Origin of the sequence: Microbacterium sp. Root53 (assembly GCF_001426925.1) — a bacterium.
In the GTDB taxonomy this organism is placed as follows: domain Bacteria; phylum Actinomycetota; class Actinomycetes; order Actinomycetales; family Microbacteriaceae; genus Microbacterium.
Genome location: NZ_LMFR01000010.1, coordinates 1 through 17611 on the forward strand (window position 1 = coordinate 1; position 17611 = coordinate 17611).

The window sequence follows — 17611 nt, forward strand, 5'->3', positions numbered from 1 at the left end:
ACTGCGACATCGACCACACGATCCCGTGGTCCAAGGACGGGCCCACCAGCGTGGACAACCTGGCGCACCTGTGCGAGCCGCATCACATGATGAAGCACCACTCGCCCTGGGACGTCGACCAGGTCGGCCGCGGCATCCTCCGGTACCGCAGCCCGGCCGGGTACGAGTACTTCGACAGCCCGTACCGCATCGAATACGCCGGCGGCGGCGCACCACCCTTCTGACCTTCGGCGCGGCTCGACGAGAATGGCGTCATGGGTGAACCGACGGTGCGCCGCGCGCGACAGGCGGATGTCGACGCGGTCGTGGCGCTGCGTGCGGAGATGTTCGAGGCGATGGGCATCGCAGCGGGCGACGCCGCGTGGCGAGACCATGCCCGCGTGTGGTTCGAGGCCCGGATCGACGATCCGCGGTACTGCGTCGCCGTCGTCGAGGTGGACGGAGTCGTCGTGTCGTGCGCGCTGGGATCCCTCCGCGACGCGGCGCCGTCGCCGCATGCTCCCGAGGGCGGAGACGTGCTGGTCAGCAACGTCTGCACGCTGCCGGCGGCGCGTGGCCAGGGGTATGCGCGCGCCGCGCTCGAGCACGTCATGAGGTGGGCACGCTCCACCGGCGCCCGGCGCGCCGAGCTGTTCGCGACCGCGGCCGGGAGGGGGATGTACACCGCGGTCGGGTTCACGGAGACGCAGCAGTCCGCCATGCGGGCGCGCCTGCGCGAGTCAGGCTAGTCGTCGCCGTCTTCCTCGGCGTCCTTCTTGGCCTCCTCCTCGGCCTTCTTCTGCGCTTCCTCGGCCTTCTTGGCGGCCTCTTCATCGGCCTTCTTCTGGGCCTCTTCCGCCTTCTTCTGCTCCTCCTCGGCCTTCTTCTGCTCCTCCTCGGCCTTCTTCTGCTCCTCCTCCGTGAGGGGCTCGACGGGGGCCACGGGAACCTCGGTGGGCGTCTCGCTGGGCGTGACGACCGTGCGCTCGACCACGGCGGAGCGCTCCGGCGTCGGGGCGTCGGCCCCGCCGGCGGCCCAGATGCCCGCCGCGGCCAGGCCGGCGGCGACGGCCGCTCCGCCGATCAGCAGCGCCGCGGGGCGCACACGGCGCCGTGAGGGCGCGTCGGTGAACCGGCCGGCCGAGCTCGCGGCGGCCGGCACAGCGTCCGCGGGCGGCAGCACCGCGGTCGCGGCGTCGTCGCCGGAAGGCATCCGCATGGTCGCGGCGTCCGCTCCGGCAGCGAGGGGAACGGTCGCTGCGGTCCCGGTGTCGCCGGCCGCGATGAGCGGCGGCGCCGCCAATGCGGCGGCGACCGGGGGAGCGAGGCCCGGCTCGCGGGCGAGGGCCGCCGCGGAGCGCGCCACCTCGATCGCGGTGGGTCGCTCGGCCGGGTCGAGGGCGGTCATCCGGGTCAGCAGGCCCGCCCAGGGGGCCGGGACCGAATCGGGGATGACCGGGGGTGTCGACTGTCGGGCGGCGAGCGCCTCGACCGGGGTGGACCGCGGGAACGCGCGCTGCCCGGTGAGCGCCTCGAGGAGCACCAGTCCCAGCGAGTACACGTCCGACGCGGGCGTGGGGTCCGCGCCCCGCGCCTGCTCGGGGGACAGGTAGGCGGCGGTGCCGACCACCATCCCGGGCTTGGTCAGGCGGGCGCCGTCGAGCAGGTACGCGATGCCGAAGTCGGCGAGCTTCGCGCGGAACGCGCGGCCGGGCACGTTCGTCTGCGCCAGCAGGACGTTGGACGGCTTCACGTCGCGATGCACGATCCCCGCCGCGTGCACGACGTGCAGCGCCTCCGCGAGCTCGGCCGCCAGCTGGGTCGCGTCGACGGGGGACAGCGGCCCGTGCTCGAGTCGCGCGCTCAGCGTCGGGCCCTCGACGAACTCCATCACGAGGTAGTCCTGCCGCCCGGGCGCCAGCTGCGCGTCGAACAGCGTCACGAGCGACGGGTGGCTCAGCGAGGCGAGCACCGCGACCTCGCCGCGCGCGCGATCGATGGCCGAGGCGTCCTCGACGTCGGGGTGCACCATCTTGATCGCGACGGTCCGGCCCAGCGCGATGTCCTCCGCGCGGTACACGCGGCCCATCCCGCCGGTGCCGACGCACTCGCCCAGCCGGTAGCGGCCGTCGAGCAGCTGCTCGGTCGGGGTCTCGTCGGGGGTCTCGGTCACGGGGATTCCTCCTCGCCGCACGTCGGGCCATGCGGCTTGCGGCCGAATCTACCCGCTCGAACCTGGACGGTCGTCCGCCTTGACAGCCGTCTCCACGCCGCCCGCGTCCTCGTCCGGCACCCATCGCAGCAGGTCGCCGGGCTGGCAGTCGAGCACCTGGCACAGCGCGTCGAGCGTCGTGAACCGCACGGCCTTGGCGCGGCCGTTCTTCAACACCGCGAGATTGGCGGGCGTGATCCCGACGCGCTCGGCGAGCGTGCCGACCGCCATCTTGCGGCGAGCGAGCATGACGTCGACGTCGACGATGATCGGCATCAGATCACCTCGTCCAGCTCCGACCGGAGCGCCCGCGCCTCGGCATCGCGGTCGATCGCCTGCTGCAGCAGCTGCCGCATCACCACGACCAGCAGCGCCACGCCTCCCGTGACGAGCGCCGCGCCGCACACCAGCGCGACGACGCCCGGCGCGACGTCGCCGGGCGCGAGCAGCACGGCGAGGACGAACGTGATCACCGCGTCGAACGCGATCGCGGCGATGATCACATCGACCCAGCGGAACGCGCGGCGCGAGAACACCGAGCCGCGGCGCACCATGCCGAGCAGTCGCCATACGCACACGGCGCACACCTGCAGGCCGAGGATCCACAGGGCGGCGATCGTCACGAGCGCGATCCGCCCCCACAGCGCCTCGCCCTCCAAGTCGATCCACACGAGGGGCAGGATCACGGTCTGCACCACGAGCGACCCCGCGAGCGACAGCGCGATCACGAACTGCGACGCCAGCACCACGTACCTGCCCATGCGGGCCTCCTTCATCGAACGACGAGAGAAATCTATCGTTTTTCGATAAGAGAGGCAAGTGGGTCGCTCAGATGAACGAGGGCACGTCGCGCCACGCGTCGGGGGCCTCGGCGACGCCGTCGCGCACGACGGTGCCCTCGATCAGCCCGTATGGCCGGTCGTCGGCGATGAACACCTCGTTGCGGTTCTCGAGCCCGAACCGCGCCAGATCGTACGCGAAGTGGTGCTTGTTCGGCATGGCGAAGCGGATCTCCGCCAGCGCCGGGCAGGCCACGATGGCGGCCCGCCCCATCTCGAACAGCGTCTGCTGCAGCGCGAGCGAATGCACCTCGGCGAACTGCTCCAGCAGCGCCTGCACGACCGCCACGTACACCGCGTCGTAGTCGACGCCGTCGGCCACGGCCTCGGGCAGGTAGCGCCAGCGCGCCGTCACGGACGTCGCCATGATCCGGTCGTCGGTCTCGGGCAGCGTCGTGTACTCGGTGCGCGGGTATCCGCGGAACTCGGACCCCGTCGACTTGAGCACCACGAGGTCCTTCACGCCGCCCGTGATGTGCGTGGCGCCGTCCGCGACCTGCACGGTGGCCAGGCGCGTGCCCTGGCCCTTGCGCACGAACGAGTGGTCGTGCGCCCGGCCGGCGACCGCGATGCGCTCCCACTCGTGCTGCTCGGCCTGCCACAGGCCGCCCTCGATCCAGTCGAACGAGCCGGTGAAGTGCTCGGCCAGCAGGGTGAGGAAGCGCTCGGGCGATCCGACCCCGTGCTTCTTGGCGAGGGCGAAGATCGTGTTCTTCTGGGTGTCGGTGGCGACGATCTTCGAGTTGTCGCCCGTCAGGAACGACCCGGCGAGGGCCTCGCCGCGCAGCTGCGACGTGACGGTCAGGTCCTCGATCTCGTGGCGGTCGGTGTCCCGGGTGATGCGCACCAGCCGGTTCTCGGCCTTGCCGTACTTGTTGGCGCCCAGGTGCACCGAGACATCCGGCGCGGCGGCTGCGGCGACGTCGGTCACGGTCAGCTCCCTCGGTAGGTGGAGTAGGCGAACGGGCTGAGCAGGATCGGCACGTGCAGGTGCCGCTGGTCGGCGACCGTGAACGCCACGGTGACGTGCGGGTAGAAGGTCTCGACGCCCGCTGCGGCGAAGTGCTCCCCGGTCTCGAAGCGCAGGGCGTATTCGCCGGGCTCGAGCACCTCGGGGCCGAGCCCCGCCCGGCCGTCCGCGTCGGTCTCCCCGGTCGCGATCACCTCGCCCGCGAGGCTCAGGGTGAGCCCCACGCCGGCGGCGGGGAGCCCGGATGTGGCGTCGAGAACGTGCGTGGTGAGCTGCGGCATCATGCCTCCTCGGCGAGGGCGGGGGTCCGGGCATCGGGCGGCGCCGGGTCGTCGAACGCACCGCGCAGGCGCAGCAGCGCGATCTGGGCGAGCTGCCCGGCGGCCTCGCGCCATTCGGTCTCGGGATCGTTGGTGAGGCGCCGCTCCAGCTCGGCGAGCATCTCCTCCGCAGCGCGGCCCGCGGCACGGATCAGGAACACGCGCCCGAATCGGCGCTCGTATTCCGCGTTGCCGGCCCGCAGGCGCTCGGCGACGTCCGCGCCAGCATGGGCCATGGCCGCCTGCTCGCGGCGCGAGTGGCGTGCGTCCGCGCCGGATCCGGCCGGCCGCTCGCCGATCCGGGGGTGGTGCGCGAGCGCCGCGTCCAGGTCCTCCTCGCTCCAGCCGGCGGCCAGCTCGGTCGCGCGCGCGGCGAGCGCGTCGACGGAGGAGTAGGGCCGCCCGGCGACGATCGCGGCGATCCAACGGGGCACGTCGGCCCACACACGCACGACGCCGGCGGCCTCATCGGCGGGGAGGCGGTCGAAGCGGGCAACGAGCACGGGGCCAGGCTAGCGCGGCGCGTGTTTCGCGACCGTTACGCCGTGAAGTCGGAGCTTCACCCGTCGCCGTGGGTGGTTCAGCGGGCCGGATGGACGATGAGCCAGCGCGCGACGGCCGGCGCCGATCCCGTGTTGTGCAGTCGATGCGGCACGTCGCACGGGTAGCTGATGGTGTCGCCCGGGCGCAGCACCACGATCTCGTCGGTGAAGTCGATCGTGAGCTCGCCGGTCAGCACCTCGCCGACCTCGTAGCCCTCGTGGCGGAACAGCCGGTCCTTGCCGGTCGCGGTGCTGCCCGGCGGGTACACGGACTCGAAGTAGTCGATGCCGGGGCTGTCTCCGGGCGCGAGCCGGCGGAACGTGACTCCGCCTCCCAGCGGCAGGGGAGCGGCGTCCTCGGCTCGCGTGAGCGTGTAGCCGTGCGGCGCGTCGTCGTCGCCGTCGTCGGCCGGCCCGGGGCCGAACACGGTGGCGAGAGGCACGCCGAGCGCGTCGGTGATCGCGATGAGCCGCGACACGCTGGGCTGCATCACGCCCCGCTCGATCTGCGAGACGGCGCTCGTGGAGATCCCCAGGCGCCGCGCGAGCTCGGACACCGAGACGCCCGTGCGCGACCGCACGTCGCGCAGGCGACGGCCGACGTGACCCCGGGCGTCCTCGTCGCCGCGTCCGGATGCGGGCGCGGCATGCGGGTCGGTGACGGTCACGCGGCCATGCTAACCGCCGCCCCCGCGCGGGACCGGCCGACGATTTACGAGCCCGTAACAGGACGGACTCAGGGCGAAAAGTGTGAAGCGATAACTTCACACTCATCCCTCGTCCGGAGAGAGCACCCCGCTCCGGAGCTCCGACCCCACCGATCTCCCCCGATCCGGAAAGGCTCCACCGTGACTCAGACCACACCGGCCGCCTCCGCGGCCCCCCTCACCAAACCGCAGGACGTCGTCGAGGCCGCCGGTCTCCCCACCGGCTCCGGCAACATGCGCCCGGGCTACGACCCGCGCCTCGCCAACGAGGACCTCGCGCCGCTGCGCAAGCAGAAGTGGACCTCGTACAACATCTTCGCGTTCTGGATGAGCGACGTGCACTCGGTCGGCGGCTACGTGACCGCCGGCTCGCTGTTCGCCCTCGGGATCGCCAGCTGGCAGGTGCTCGTGGCCCTGCTCGTGGGCATCGTGATCGTGCAGGTGTTCACCAACCTCGTGGCCAAGCCCAGCCAGCGCACGGGCGTGCCGTACCCCGTCGTGAACCGCTTCCTGTTCGGCATCAAGGGCGCCAACGTGCCCGCGATCATCCGCGGCGTCATCGCGATCGCCTGGTACGGCGTGCAGACCTACCTCGCGGCCGAGTCGCTCAACATCATCTTCCTCAAGTTCATCCCCGGCAGCGCCGCGCTGCTCGAGCCGAGCTTCCTGGGGCTGCACGCGCTGGGCTGGATCTCGTACGCCATCCTGTGGGTCGCGCAGGCCGCCGTGTTCTGGAACGGCATGGAGGCCATCCGGCGGTTCATCGACTGGGCGGGCCCCGCCGTGTACGTCGTGATGATCGTGCTCGCCATCTACCTCGTCTCGCAGGCCGGATGGGAGAACATCAGCCTCGACCTGTCGAGCGGCGAGCCCCTCGACTTCTGGGCGTCGATCCCCGTCATGCTCACGGCCATCGCCATCGTGGTGTCGTACTTCTCGGGCCCGATGCTGAACTTCGGCGACTTCGCGCGGTACGGCAAGTCGTTCCAGGCCGTCAAGCGCGGCAACATGTGGGGCCTGCCGGTCAACTTCCTGTTCTTCTCGATCCTGACCGTCATCACGGCCTCGGCCACCGTGCCGGTCTTCGGCGAGCTCATCACCGACCCGATCCACACGGTCGAGCGCATCGACCACTGGTTCGCGATCCTGCTGGGCGGCCTGACGTTCGTCACCGCGACGGTCGGCATCAACATCGTCGCCAACTTCATCTCGCCCGCGTTCGACTTCTCGAACGTCGCGCCCCATCGCATCAGCTGGCGGATGGGCGGCATGATCGCCGCGGTCGGCTCGGTCATCCTGACCCCGTGGAACTGGTACGGCAACGACCAGGCGATCCACTACTCGCTCGGCATCCTGGCCGCGCTGATCGGCCCGCTGTTCGGCATCCTGATCGCCGGCTACTACGTGATCGCGCGGCAGCGCATCCACGTGGACGACATGTACACGATGGACGAGGGCGCGCGGTACTGGTACCGCGGCGGCTACAACCCCAACGCCATGTGGGCCATCGTCGCGGCGGGCGTGCCGACCATCGCGGTGGCGATCGTGCCGAAGTCGCTCGTGTTCGCCGGCGTGATCGACGCGGGCTGGGGCTCGATCAGCGACTTCAGCTGGTTCGTCGGGTGCGGCCTGGGCTTCGCGTTCCTGGTGCTGTTCGAGCGCCTGCACCCGCGCGTGCCGACGCTCGAGGGCGAGACCCGGGGCGTGTCGGACGGCACCGCTCCCGACGTGCTCGAGGGCTACCCCGACACCGCGACCGCCGCGATCGCCGTCGCCGAGGCGCAGGCCGCCGCAGCCGCGGGCGAGAGCGCCGCCGAGACCGATGCGGCCCAGGCCGCCGACCCCGTGCCCGCCGCCGCGGGCGCGAAGGAGTGACACCCGCAGCATGCGCATCACGCTGATCAACCCCAACACCTCCCGGGCGATGACCGACAAGATCGCGGTCGCCGCCCGGGAGGTGGCGGGCCCCGACGTCGACATCGTCGCGGTCTGCCCCGAGCCCGGCCGCGGCCCCGCCGCCGTGGAGAGCCACGTCGACGAGATCCTGGCCGGTGCGGCGGTCGTCGACGCCGTGCGCGCCGACCTCGCCGCCGGCGGCTCGGACGGCTACGTCGTGGCCTGCTTCGGGGATCCGGGGCTCGACGCGGCGCGCGAGCTCGTGGACGTGCCGGTGATCGGCATCGCCGAGGCCGCCATGCACGTCGCGGCCCTGACCGGCCGCACGTTCGCGGTGGTCACGACCCTGTCGCGCACGCTCGGCCGGGCCCAGGACCTGCTCGCGCGCTACGGGTTCGAGCGCGCGTGCGTCGCGGCGTACGGGACGGGCATCCCGGTCCTGGAGCTCGAGGACACGGGTTCGGCGGCGTTCGAGGAGATCCTCGGATGGTGCGAGCGCGCCGTGCGCGAGGACGGCGCCGACGCGATCGTGCTCGGCTGCGCCGGCATGGCCGACCTGTGCCGCACGCTGCAGCACCGGCTCGGCGTGCCCGTGGTCGACGGGGTCGCGGCCGCTGTCGGGCTCGCCACGGCCATGGCCCGGATGGGCGTCGGCGTGAGCAAGCGCGACGAGTACGCGCCCCCGCCCGTGCGATCCGCGGACGTGGGTGTCGACATCCGCGCGGCATCCGCGCTCGGTAGCGTGGGCGCGTGAGCGTCGCATCGAGCGACCGCGTGGAGTCGATCGCCGCGCGGCGCGTCTACCTTGACGGGGCGTTCGCGCCCGCGACCGTGCGCCTGCGCGACGGCCTCATCGCCGCGGTCGAGCCGTTCGACCCGTCGGCGGACGTGGTGCTGGATGACGCCCGCGTGCTGCTGCCCGGGCTGGTCGACAGCCACGTGCACCTGAACGAGCCGGGCCGCACGGACTGGGAGGGATTCGCGACCGGCACGGCCGCCGCGGCGGCGGGCGGGATCACGACCGTGGTCGAGATGCCGCTCAACAGCATCCCTGTCACGATCGATCCGTCGGCGCTCGCCGCCAAGCGCGCCGCGGCGCGCGGAAAGCTCGCGGTGGACGTCGCGTACTGGGGCGGCGCCGTGCCCGAGAACCTCGGATCGCTCGGAGCCCTGCTCGACGCGGGCGTCGTCGGCGTGAAGTGCTTCATGGCGCCCAGCGGGATCGACGAGTTCGGGCACCTGGACGCGGACGGCGTCGAGCGCGCGCTGGCCGAGCTCGCGCCGCGCGACGGGCTGCTGATCGCGCACGCCGAGCTCGACGAGCACCTGTCCGAGGCGCACGGCCCCGGGTTCCGCGACTTCGTCGCCACGCGGCCGCCCGAGGGCGAGGTCGCGGCCATCCGGATCGTGATCGAGGCCGCGCGCCGCACCGGCGCGCGCGCCCACATCGTCCACGTGGCCGCCGCCGACGCGCTCGACGACGTGCGCGCCGCGCGGGCCGCCGGCGTCCGGATCACGGTCGAGACGTGCCCGCATTACCTGACGCTGCGGGCCGAGGAGGTGCCCGACGGCGCGGGCACATTCAAGTGCTGCCCGCCCATCCGCGACGGCGCCAACCAGGACCGGCTCTGGGACGGCGTGCTCGACGGCACGATCGCCGCGATCGTGAGCGACCACTCGCCCGCCACGGCGGACCTCAAGCTGAAGCCGGATCTGGGCGAGGCGTGGGGCGGCATCGCGGGCGTGCAGACCGGGCTCGCCGCCGTGTGGACCGAGGCGCGGCGCCGCGGCATCGCGCTCGAGCGCATCCTGCCGCTGTTCACGACCGGGCCCGCGGACCTCGTGCGGCTCGCGGACCGCGGCAGGATCGCCCCCGGCGCGCCCGCGCACCTGGCCGTGTTCGACCCCGAGGCCGAGTTCGAGGTCGACGCCGCGCGGCTGGAGTACCGCAACAAGCTCTCGCCGTGGCACGGCGCGCGGCTGCGTGGCGTCGTGGCCGAGACGTGGCTGCACGGCGAGGTCGTGTACCGGCACGGCGAGGGCGTGCTCGCGCGGTCCGGGCGGGATGTGCTGGCGGGAGGAGCGGAGTGAACGAAGAGATCGAGCGGAACCGGTTCGGCGTCGGGGCGGACGCCCCGGCGTTCGCGGACGTGGCGATCCTGCAGCCGGGGGAGGGCGTGCCGGACGGCGCGGTCTACCTGCCGGCCACACCGGAGACCGTGCTGTGGGGCCGGCTGCCGTGCGCGGTCGATGCGCCGGTGCTCACCGTGCGGTCCGGCGACGTCGTGGTGATCGACACCGTCAGCCACGAGGGGATCCTCCCCGACCAGGGCTCCGATCCGCGGGCCTTCTTCGCGGGCCACGGCGTTCCCGAGCGGGCCGTGCTGCGCGACGCGATCGACATCGCGGCGCGCGTCGCGCGCGATCCGGAGCACGACGGCCCGCATGTCGTCACCGGCCCCATCCGGGTCGAGGGCGCCCGGCCCGGCGATCTGCTGCGGATCACGGTGGAGCGGCTCGAGCCCCGCGTGCCGTACGGCGTGATCTCCAACCGCCACGGCCGCGGCGCGCTCCCGCTCGAGCTGCCGCGCGACGGCCGCACCGTGAGCGTGTTCGCGGCGGTCGAGGAGCGCGACGGCCGGCTCGCGGGCACGATGCCGGCGGTCGAGGGCGGACCCCGCGCGATCGCGTTCCCGCTGGCGCCGTTCCTCGGCACCATGGGCGTCGCGCCCGCGACGGACGAGCGGCCGCACTCCGTGCCGCCCGGGCCGCACGGGGGCAACATCGACGTGAACCTCCTGGTCGAGGGCACGGCCCTGCACCTCCCGGTGCAGGTCGACGGTGCGCTGGCGTACGTGGGCGATCCGCACTTCGCACAGGGCGACGGCGAGGTCGCGCTGACCGCGCTCGAGGCCTCGCTGCGCGCCACGCTGCGCTTCGACGTCCTGCCGCGGGCGGTCGCGCTCGCCGAGTTCGGCGAGGTGACCGGACCGCTCATCCGCACCCCCGAGCACCTGGTTCCGACGGGCCTGGACCGCGACCTCGGCGAGGCGATGCGCGCGTGCGTGCGCGCCGCGCTGTCGCTGCTGCGGGCGCGATGGGGCATGGACGAGCACCTCGCGTACGCGTACCTCTCGGCCGCGACGGACTTCGACGTCTCGCAGGTGGTCGACGTCGTCACGGGCGTGCACGCGCGCATCCGGCTGTCGGATCTCGCCGACGTGCCGCTCGCGGGCGCGGGAGGAGACTGACCTCATGGACACGACGATCCCCGGCGCGGCCGAGGTCCCCGCCGATCTGCTCGAGGCGTTCCTCTCGTACGAGCGGGCCATCCTGGCGAACGACCTCGACGCGCTGGACGGCTGGTTCGCGGCCGGCGACGACACGATGCGCGGCGACGACGCGGGGCTGCTCGTCGGCCACGAGGCGATCAGCGCCTTCCGGTCGCTGCGCGGCGGCGTCGGGCCGCGCGTGATCGAGCGGATGGAGCACCGCGCGCTGGGCGACGGCGTCGCGCTGATCGTGTCGGTCTCGCGCTTCGACGCCGGCGGCCGCGGATTGCAGACCCAGGTGTGGACCCGCACCGACGCCGGATGGCGCATCACGGCGGCGCACGTGTCGCCCCGCCCCAAGGCGTTCGACCGCGCGATCTGGCGCACCGTCGGGGACCCGCTGTTCCAGGGCGCGTGGGACGGTGCGCTGGCCGGACTGACGTTCGCGGTCAAGGACCTGTTCGCGATCAAGGGCTACCGGATCGGCGCGGGAAACCCTGCGTACCTCGACTCCGTCAGGCCAGAGCAGAGCACGGCGCCCGCGGTGGCCGACCTGCTGCGCGGGGGCGCCTCGCTGCGCGGGATCGCGCGCACGGACGAGTTCGCGTACTCGATCGCGGGCGACAACGCGCACTACGGCACGCCGCCCAACGGCGCGGTCCCAGGGGCCCTGCCCGGAGGATCGTCGAGCGGGCCCGCGTCGGCCGTCGCCACCGGCCAGGCCGACATCGGCCTCGCGACCGACACGGCCGGCTCCATCCGCGTGCCCGCGTCGTATCAGGGGCTCTGGGGGCTGCGGACCACGCACGGGCTCGTGCCCCGTCAGGGCCTCCTGCCGCTCGCGCAGTCCTTCGACACGGTGGGCTGGCTCACGCGCGACGGCGAGACGCTGCAGCGCGTGGTCGACTGGTGCCTGAGCTACGACGGATCCGAGTCGACCGAGAACGTCTACGGCGAGTCGGGGACGGACCTGCCGTCGCGGTTCGCGGTGCCCGAGGAGGTGCTCGACGCCGTCGAGCCCGCCACGCGCGAGGCGTTCGAGGCGCTGCTCGCCGGGATGGGCGCCGACGTCGAGCGCATCCGCATCGGCGACCTCGCCGGATACCAGGAGCCGTTCCGCGTGGTGCAGGGCGCGGAGGCGTGGCGCAACGACGGCGACTGGCTGCGCGAGCATCCCGGCGCGGTCGGCGCCGCGGTCGCCGAGCGCTTCCGCGCGGCCGCCGCGATCACGCCCGAGCAGGAGAGCGCGGCGCGCGCCGCGCTCGGGCCGCTCAAGGAGCGCATCGACGCGATCGTCGGCGACGCCGTCCTGATCATGCCCACGGTGCCCGGGCCGGCACCCATGCGCACCGCCGACGGCGGCCGCGTCGACGCCGTGCGCACCGCCACCCTGCGGATGACCACGCCCGTCGCGATCGCCGGCATCCCGGCCGTCTCCGTTCCGCTGCTGACGGTGCCCGCCCGGCTCGGGCCGGCGCCGGTCGGCGTGTGCCTGGCCTCGCGCGCCGGCACCGACATCGCCCTCGTCCGACTCGCCCGCGGCCTTGCCGCACAGCCGAAGGATCCCGCATGACCCCCGACCGTCCGTCCGCTCCCGTCGCGCCGCTCGACCCGCCCGCCCGCCTGCTGATGGGGCCGGGGCCGATCTCGGCGTACCCGAGCGTGCTGCGGGCCATGTCCGCGCCGCTCGTGGGCCAGTACGACCCGTTCATGACGGCCGCGATGAGCGACACCCAGGAGCTGTACCGCCAGGTGTGGGCCACGCGGAACGACGCGACCCTGCTGATCGACGGCACGTCGCGCGCGGGCATCGAGGCGGCCCTGGTCTCGCTCGTGCGGCCGGGCGACCGCGTGCTGGTCCCCGTGTTCGGCCGCTTCGGCCACCTGCTCGCCGAGATCGCCGAGCGGGCGCTCGCCGAGGTGCACACGATCGAGGTCGAGTGGGGGCAGGTCGTGCCGGTGTCGGCGATCGAGGAGGCCATCCTGCGCGTGAAGCCGCACGTGCTCGCGCTCGTGCAGGGCGACACCTCGACGACCATGAACCAGCCGCTCGACGAGGTCGGCGAGCTCTGCGCCCGCCACGGCGTGCTGTTCTACACCGACGCGACTGCGTCGCTCGGCGGCAACCCGTTCGAGGCCGACGCGTGGGGTGTGGACGCCGCGACGGCCGGTCTGCAGAAGTGCCTGGGCGGCCCCAGCGGCTCGGCGCCGATCACCCTCTCGGAGCGCGCGGTCGAGGTGATCCGCTCCCGCGGCCGCGTCGAGGCGGGCATCCGGGAGGCCGGCGACGAGAGCGCGACGGACTTCGTCCGCTCCAACTACTTCGACCTCGGGATGATCCTCGACTACTGGGGGCCGCGCCGCCTGAACCACCACACCGAGGCCACCTCGATGCTGTACGCGGCGCGCGAGTGCGCGCGCGTGCTGCTCGCCGAGGGGCGCGGGGCCGTGATCGAGCGGCACCGGGTCGCCGGCGCGGCGATGCTCGCGGGCGTCGAGGGGCTGGGGCTGACGGTGTTCGGCGACGTCGCGCACAAGATGAACAACGTCGTGGCGGTCGAGATCCCCGAGGGCGTGCCCGGCGACGCCGCGCGCGCCGCGCTGCTCGAGGACTTCGGCATCGAGATCGGCACGTCCTTCGGCCCCCTGCACGGCCGCGTGTGGCGCATCGGCACCATGGGGTACAACGCCCGGCGCGACACCGTGCTGACCACGCTCGCGGCGCTGGAGGCCGTGCTGCGCCGCTTCGGCGCGCGCGTGCCCGCCGGCGGCGGGGTCGACGCCGCGCTCGACGCGTTCGCGGGGGCGCCCGCGGCACCGGGCGCCGCATCCGGGGCCGCCGGATGACCACGACCCGGCTGCCAGAGCTCTCGCCCGAGACCGTGGCCTCGGCCGCGCGGCGCGTGATGGCGCGCTGCGACGAGCTCGCGCGGGTCACGGCCGACGACGGCGCGATCACGAGAGTGCACCTGTCGCCCGAGCACGCGCGCGTGAACCGGCTCGCGGCCGAGTGGATGCGCGAGGCGGGAATGACGCCGCGCCAGGACGCCGCGGGCAACCAGCTCGGCCTGCTCCCCGCGGACGACCCGGACGCGCCCGTGCTCATGCTCGGATCGCACCTCGACACCGTGATCGACGCCGGGCGGTTCGACGGCATCCTGGGCGTGCTGATGGCCATCGAGGTCGTGCGGCTGCTGCGCCGGGTCGACGACGAGGGCCGCTCGCGGTCGCCGTTCCCCTTCGGGCTCGAGGTGGCGGCGTTCAGCGACGAGGAGGGCACCCGCTTCGGCAAGGCCCTGCTCGGCTCGTCGGCCATGGCGGGGACGTGGGACGACGCGTGGTGGGACCTCGCGGACGCCGACGGCACGACCCTGCGCGAGGCGTACCGAGAGTTCGGCCTGGACCCCGGACGCATCGGCGAGGCCGCGCGCCGGCCCGAGCAGCTCGTGGGCTACCTCGAGGCCCACATCGAGCAGGGGCCCGAGCTGGACCGTCGCGGCGAGGCGCTCGCCGTGGTGTCGTCGATCGCGAGCGCGCGGCGCTTCCAGCTGCTGGTCGAGGGCGAGGCCCGGCACGCGGGCGGCACGCCGTACGACATGCGCCGCGACGCGCTGCTGGGCGCGAGCGAGGCCGCGCTCGCGGTCGAGCGGATCTGCCGCGGCGAGCACCACATCATCGGCACGGTGGGTCAGCTCGAGGCGTTCCCCGGGGCCGTGAACGTCGTCCCGGGCGAGGCCCGGTTCAGCCTGGACCTCCGCGGCGAGTTCGACGCGGACCGCGACCGCGTGTGGCGGGCGATCTCGCTCGAGCTCGACGACATCATGGGGCGCCGCGGCTTGCGCTGGCGCGCCCGCGAGGTGCACAGCGCGCCGGCCGTGTTCTGCGCGCCGCTGCTGCAGGACGTCGTGCGCGAGGGCATCCGGCACTCGGTCGGCGCCGCCGCGGAGCCGGCGACGCTGTTCAGCCCCGCGGGCCACGACGGCATGGCGCTGGGCGCCGTCGCGCCGGTGGGCATGCTGTTCCTCCGCAACCCCGACGGCATCAGCCACCACCCCGACGAGTCGGTCTCCGCGCCGGACGTCGCGCTGGGCATCCGCGCCCTCGCCGAGGCGGTCGCGCACGTCGGCGCCGAGCCCCGCTGAGCCGGCGCGGCAGGCGCGGTCAGGCGACCGCGGCGGTGCGCTCGTGGACGAGCTCAGAGATCTCGCGCTTGAGGGCGTTGAACGCGGGGGCCGTGACATCGCGGTCGTCGCCGAGCGGGACCGGGACGACCGCGCGGATGTGCCCCGGCACGCCGTGCGAGGCGCCGCCGGTCATCACGACGACCCGGTCGGCGAGGTACACGGCCTCCTCGATCGAGTGCGTGATGAACACGACCGTGCGGCCCTCCGAGCGCTGGATGCGCCGCAGCTGCACCTGCAGGTCGCTGCGGGTGAGGGCGTCGAGCGCGCCGAACGGCTCGTCCATCAGCATCACGGCCGGGTCGTTCGCCAGCACGCGCGCAATGGCGACGCGCTGCTGCATGCCGCCGGACAGCTCGCCGGGGAAGCGCTGCGCGAAGCGCGTCAGCCCCACGGTCTCGAGGTGCGCGTCGGCCGTGGCCCGCGCGGCCGCGCGCGACATCCCGCGGCGCGAGGGGCCGTACGCGACGTTCTCGCGTACGGTCAGCCATGGGAACAGGCCGTAGTCCTGGAACACGACCCCGCGGTCGGGCCCCGGGCCCGAGATCGGCGCCCCCGCGACCGTGACCTCGCCGCCGCTGGGCTCCTCGAAGCCGGCCAGGATGCGCAGCAGCGTGCTCTTGCCGCATCCGCTGGCCCCCACGACCGCGACGAACTCGCCCGCCGCGACGTCGAGCGACACGTCCGCCACGGCCAGGACGTCGCCCGACGCGGTCGCGAACCGCTTCTCGAGCCCCGCGATGTGGATCTCCGCGCTCATCCGCGCGCCCCCTTCTGGAACACCGGGCGCCGCCCGACCAGCAGCCGCAGCACGAGGCTGAGCAGCCGGTCCGACAGGAACCCGGACAGGCCGATGACGATCATCCCGGCCACGATCAGGTCGGTGCGCACGATGTCGCGCGCGAGCGTGATGGTGGCGCCCAGGCCCTCGTTCACGCCCGTGGACTCGCCGAGCACGAGGATCACCCACGCCAGCCCCAGCCCCACGCGCAGCCCGTTGACGATCGCGGGCGCCGCGGCGGGCACCATGACCCGCCACAGCACGGCGGCCCGCGTGGTCCCGAGCATGCGCGCAGCCTCCACCAGCCGCTCGGGCACCTGCCGGGTGCCGCTCGCGGCGCCCAGCACGATCGGGAAGAACGCCGACAGCGTGATCAGGAAGATCGTGGCCTGGTCGCCGATGCCGATCAGCAGCGCGACGAGCGGCACCCACGCGGTCGCGGGGATGGGGCGGATCAGGTTGATGAACGGATCGAACAGCGAGTCCATGACGTAGAAGCGCCCCATCAGCACCCCGACAGGCACGGCGATCAGCGTCGCCAGGCCGAATCCGGCGCCGACCCGCAGCGCGCTCGCGCCGAGGTGCTGCCACAGGGTCGTGCTGAACGCGTCGTCCCGCAGGCCGCCGAAGGCGAAGTCCCACAGCGTCACGGCCACGTCCGCGGGGTACGGCAGGTACCCCATCCGGATGCCGAACGGCAGCTCGAGCTGCAGCTCGCGACCGAGGTGCCAGAACGCGACGAACAGGACGGGGACGACGAGCCCCAGGGCGATCCGGGCGGGCAGGGACCGGATGCCGCGCCCGCGCCGACGCCCGGAGAAGCCCGGCGCGACCGGCCGCGTGGCGGGCGGAGCGAGAGTCGCGGTGGCGGTCATGCTCACTCCACGAACGACGTGTCGACGACGTCCTCGATCGCGGGCGCCTCCTCGACGAAGCCCAGCTCGCCCATCTCGGTCGCGAGCGCCTCGAGCTGGCCGAGGTACTCCTCCGAGAGGTCGGAGCGCATCCAGAAGTTCGCGATCGCGGTGTCGAAGATCGCCTGGTCGCCGCCGAACATGCTGACCATCTCGGACAGCCATTCGTCCTCGTTGCCGGTCATCCAGTCGGTCGCGGCCACGTGTGTGTCGACCACCTGCTGCACGAGCTCGGGGTCCTCCGCGATCAGCGCACCCGTCGTGACGAGGCCGAGGTTGACCTTTCCGATCGGCGTCGCGTACGGGTCGGCGAACTCGTGGCCGCCCTGCTCGAGCGCGATCGAGGCGCCGATCTCGACGCCGAAGAACGCGTCGATCGACCCGGACCCGAGCTGCCCGGCCATCTCGGGCGCCAGCACCGTGACGAGCTCGATGTCGTCGGGATCGACGCCGGCCTCCTCGAGCGTGAGGCGCATGGCGACCTCCTGCGCGGTCGTCTGCATGTAGCCGACCTTCTTGCCGACCAGGTCGTCCAGCGTCTGGATGGAGTCGTTGCCGATGAACCCGGATCCGCCGTCGGCGGCGGACGCGACGATCCTGAGGTCGCGGCCCTGCGCGACCGAGGCGATCGTGGGGGTGACGCCGCTGATCGCGAAGTCGATCGTGCCGGCGACGAGCGCGTCGCTGAGGGCGGGCGTGGTGTCGAGCGTGATGACCTCGAACCGGACGCCCTCGGCCGCGAAGTCCTCGTAGAGGAACGGCGCGTAGAAGTGCGGCTGGCCGCGCAGGGTGCCGATCTTGACGGTCGCGGTCTCGCCGGCGGCGCCCGATGCGGCGTCGGAGGACGACGAGCAGCCGGACAGGACCAGCGCCGCGGCGGCGCTCGCGGCGATCGGGATGAGCAGTCGACGGAGGTGCATGGCGGCGCCTTTCGGACGGGGGATTCGGTGGGGATCCGCGGCGCTCGTGCGCCTGCTCCGCAGTCAATCGGCCGCGGC

Annotated in this window: 19 protein-coding genes; 9 read left to right on the plus strand and 10 right to left on the minus strand. The window is 73.5% G+C overall.

Going from position 1 to position 17611, the window contains the following annotated elements; all coding sequences use genetic code 11:
* A partial coding sequence (locus tag ASD19_RS04335) for an HNH endonuclease (protein WP_162246648.1) occupies positions 1-224 on the plus strand: 224 nt, incomplete at its 5' end.
* Between the two features lie 30 nt (positions 225-254).
* Positions 255-728, plus strand: a complete 474-nt coding sequence (locus ASD19_RS04340; protein ID WP_055988934.1) for a GNAT family N-acetyltransferase — start codon at positions 255-257, stop codon at positions 726-728.
* Here the strand turns inward: ASD19_RS04340 and ASD19_RS04345 are convergent.
* The 7 genes from ASD19_RS04345 to ASD19_RS04375 form a co-directional block, all read right to left on the minus strand.
* On the minus strand, positions 725-2152 hold the full coding sequence (locus ASD19_RS04345) for a serine/threonine-protein kinase (RefSeq protein WP_055988935.1): 1428 nt from the start codon (positions 2150-2152) through the stop codon (positions 725-727). The genes ASD19_RS04340 and ASD19_RS04345 overlap by 4 nt on opposite strands.
* Positions 2153-2200: 48 nt before the next feature.
* Positions 2201-2467 (minus strand): helix-turn-helix domain-containing protein, encoded by a 267-nt coding sequence (locus ASD19_RS04350; protein ID WP_055988937.1) that lies wholly within the window; start codon positions 2465-2467, stop codon positions 2201-2203.
* A complete protein-coding gene (locus ASD19_RS04355; RefSeq protein WP_055988939.1) occupies positions 2467-2952 on the minus strand; it encodes a DUF2975 domain-containing protein in 486 nt (161 codons plus the stop codon). The genes ASD19_RS04350 and ASD19_RS04355 overlap by 1 nt, the downstream gene beginning before the upstream one ends.
* Before the next feature lie 67 nt (positions 2953-3019).
* Positions 3020-3961, minus strand: a complete 942-nt coding sequence (pucL, locus tag ASD19_RS04360) for a factor-independent urate hydroxylase (protein WP_055988941.1) — start codon at positions 3959-3961, stop codon at positions 3020-3022.
* Between the two features lie 2 nt (positions 3962-3963).
* Complete coding sequence (gene uraH, locus ASD19_RS04365; RefSeq protein WP_055988943.1) at positions 3964-4281, minus strand: hydroxyisourate hydrolase; 318 nt, start codon at positions 4279-4281, stop codon at positions 3964-3966.
* The gene (gene uraD / locus ASD19_RS04370) at positions 4281-4823 is read right to left on the minus strand and encodes a 2-oxo-4-hydroxy-4-carboxy-5-ureidoimidazoline decarboxylase (RefSeq protein ID WP_055988945.1); all 543 of its coding nucleotides are present in this window, start codon (positions 4821-4823) and stop codon (positions 4281-4283) included. The genes uraH and uraD overlap by 1 nt, the downstream gene beginning before the upstream one ends.
* Positions 4824-4900: 77 nt before the next feature.
* Entirely contained in the window at positions 4901-5530 is a 630-nt protein-coding gene (locus tag ASD19_RS04375) for a helix-turn-helix domain-containing protein (protein WP_055988947.1), read from the minus strand.
* 180 nt (positions 5531-5710) lie between these two features.
* On the opposite strand from ASD19_RS04375, the gene ASD19_RS04380 reads away from it, so the two are divergent.
* The 7 genes from ASD19_RS04380 to ASD19_RS04410 are packed head-to-tail and all read left to right on the plus strand — an operon-like array spanning position 5711 to position 14879.
* Positions 5711-7444, plus strand: a complete 1734-nt coding sequence (locus ASD19_RS04380) for an NCS1 family nucleobase:cation symporter-1 (RefSeq protein ID WP_082542973.1) — start codon at positions 5711-5713, stop codon at positions 7442-7444.
* Positions 7445-7454: 10 nt separating this feature from the next.
* Positions 7455-8219 carry an aspartate/glutamate racemase family protein gene (locus tag ASD19_RS04385; RefSeq protein ID WP_055988949.1) on the plus strand — a complete coding sequence of 255 codons (765 nt, stop codon included), beginning with the start codon at positions 7455-7457 and terminating at the stop codon, positions 8217-8219.
* Complete coding sequence (allB, locus tag ASD19_RS04390; protein ID WP_235562969.1) at positions 8216-9556, plus strand: allantoinase AllB; 1341 nt, start codon at positions 8216-8218, stop codon at positions 9554-9556. The genes ASD19_RS04385 and allB overlap by 4 nt, the downstream gene beginning before the upstream one ends.
* 8 nt (positions 9557-9564) lie before the next feature.
* Entirely contained in the window at positions 9565-10716 is a 1152-nt protein-coding gene (locus tag ASD19_RS04395; protein ID WP_082542982.1) for an acetamidase/formamidase family protein, read from the plus strand.
* A 4-nt stretch (positions 10717-10720) separates the two neighbouring features.
* Positions 10721-12310 carry an AtzH-like domain-containing protein gene (locus tag ASD19_RS04400; protein WP_055988951.1) on the plus strand — a complete coding sequence of 530 codons (1590 nt, stop codon included), beginning with the start codon at positions 10721-10723 and terminating at the stop codon, positions 12308-12310.
* A complete protein-coding gene (locus ASD19_RS04405; RefSeq protein ID WP_055988953.1) occupies positions 12307-13584 on the plus strand; it encodes a pyridoxal-phosphate-dependent aminotransferase family protein in 1278 nt (425 codons plus the stop codon). Before ASD19_RS04400 ends, ASD19_RS04405 begins: the two co-directional genes overlap by 4 nt.
* Positions 13581-14879, plus strand: a complete 1299-nt coding sequence (locus ASD19_RS04410; protein WP_055988955.1) for an allantoate amidohydrolase — start codon at positions 13581-13583, stop codon at positions 14877-14879. Before ASD19_RS04405 ends, ASD19_RS04410 begins: the two co-directional genes overlap by 4 nt.
* Before the next feature lie 19 nt (positions 14880-14898).
* On the opposite strand, the gene ASD19_RS04415 is transcribed toward ASD19_RS04410, so the two are convergent.
* The 3 genes from ASD19_RS04415 to ASD19_RS04425 are packed head-to-tail and all read right to left on the minus strand — an operon-like array spanning position 14899 to position 17533.
* Positions 14899-15678: an ABC transporter ATP-binding protein gene (locus ASD19_RS04415; RefSeq protein ID WP_055988957.1), complete on the minus strand. Its 780-nt coding sequence runs from the start codon at positions 15676-15678 to the stop codon at positions 14899-14901.
* Positions 15675-16574, minus strand: a complete 900-nt coding sequence (locus tag ASD19_RS04420) for an ABC transporter permease (protein ID WP_082542974.1) — start codon at positions 16572-16574, stop codon at positions 15675-15677. Before ASD19_RS04420 ends, ASD19_RS04415 begins: the two co-directional genes overlap by 4 nt.
* Positions 16575-16576: 2 nt before the next feature.
* Positions 16577-17533 carry an ABC transporter substrate-binding protein gene (locus ASD19_RS04425; protein WP_055988959.1) on the minus strand — a complete coding sequence of 319 codons (957 nt, stop codon included), beginning with the start codon at positions 17531-17533 and terminating at the stop codon, positions 16577-16579.
* Between the last annotated feature and the right edge of the window lie 78 nt (positions 17534-17611).

Excerpts from the sequence above, each read along its gene's own strand:
- ASD19_RS04340 (WP_055988934.1), top strand. The coding sequence starts at position 255 with ATGGGTGAACCGACGGTGCGCCGCGCGCGACAGGCGGATGTCGACGCG.
- ASD19_RS04410 (WP_055988955.1), top strand. The coding sequence starts at position 13,581 with ATGACCACGACCCGGCTGCCAGAGCTCTCGCCCGAGACCGTGGCCTCG.
- ASD19_RS04385 (WP_055988949.1), top strand. The coding sequence starts at position 7,455 with ATGCGCATCACGCTGATCAACCCCAACACCTCCCGGGCGATGACCGAC.
- ASD19_RS04400 (WP_055988951.1), top strand. The coding sequence starts at position 10,721 with ATGGACACGACGATCCCCGGCGCGGCCGAGGTCCCCGCCGATCTGCTC.
- ASD19_RS04405 (WP_055988953.1), top strand. The coding sequence starts at position 12,307 with ATGACCCCCGACCGTCCGTCCGCTCCCGTCGCGCCGCTCGACCCGCCC.
- ASD19_RS04355 (WP_055988939.1), bottom strand. The coding sequence starts at position 2,952 with ATGGGCAGGTACGTGGTGCTGGCGTCGCAGTTCGTGATCGCGCTGTCG.
- ASD19_RS04420 (WP_082542974.1), bottom strand. The coding sequence starts at position 16,574 with ATGACCGCCACCGCGACTCTCGCTCCGCCCGCCACGCGGCCGGTCGCG.
- ASD19_RS04415 (WP_055988957.1), bottom strand. The coding sequence starts at position 15,678 with ATGAGCGCGGAGATCCACATCGCGGGGCTCGAGAAGCGGTTCGCGACC.
- ASD19_RS04425 (WP_055988959.1), bottom strand. The coding sequence starts at position 17,533 with ATGCACCTCCGTCGACTGCTCATCCCGATCGCCGCGAGCGCCGCCGCG.
- uraH (WP_055988943.1), bottom strand. The coding sequence starts at position 4,281 with ATGCCGCAGCTCACCACGCACGTTCTCGACGCCACATCCGGGCTCCCC.
- ASD19_RS04350 (WP_055988937.1), bottom strand. The coding sequence starts at position 2,467 with ATGCCGATCATCGTCGACGTCGACGTCATGCTCGCTCGCCGCAAGATG.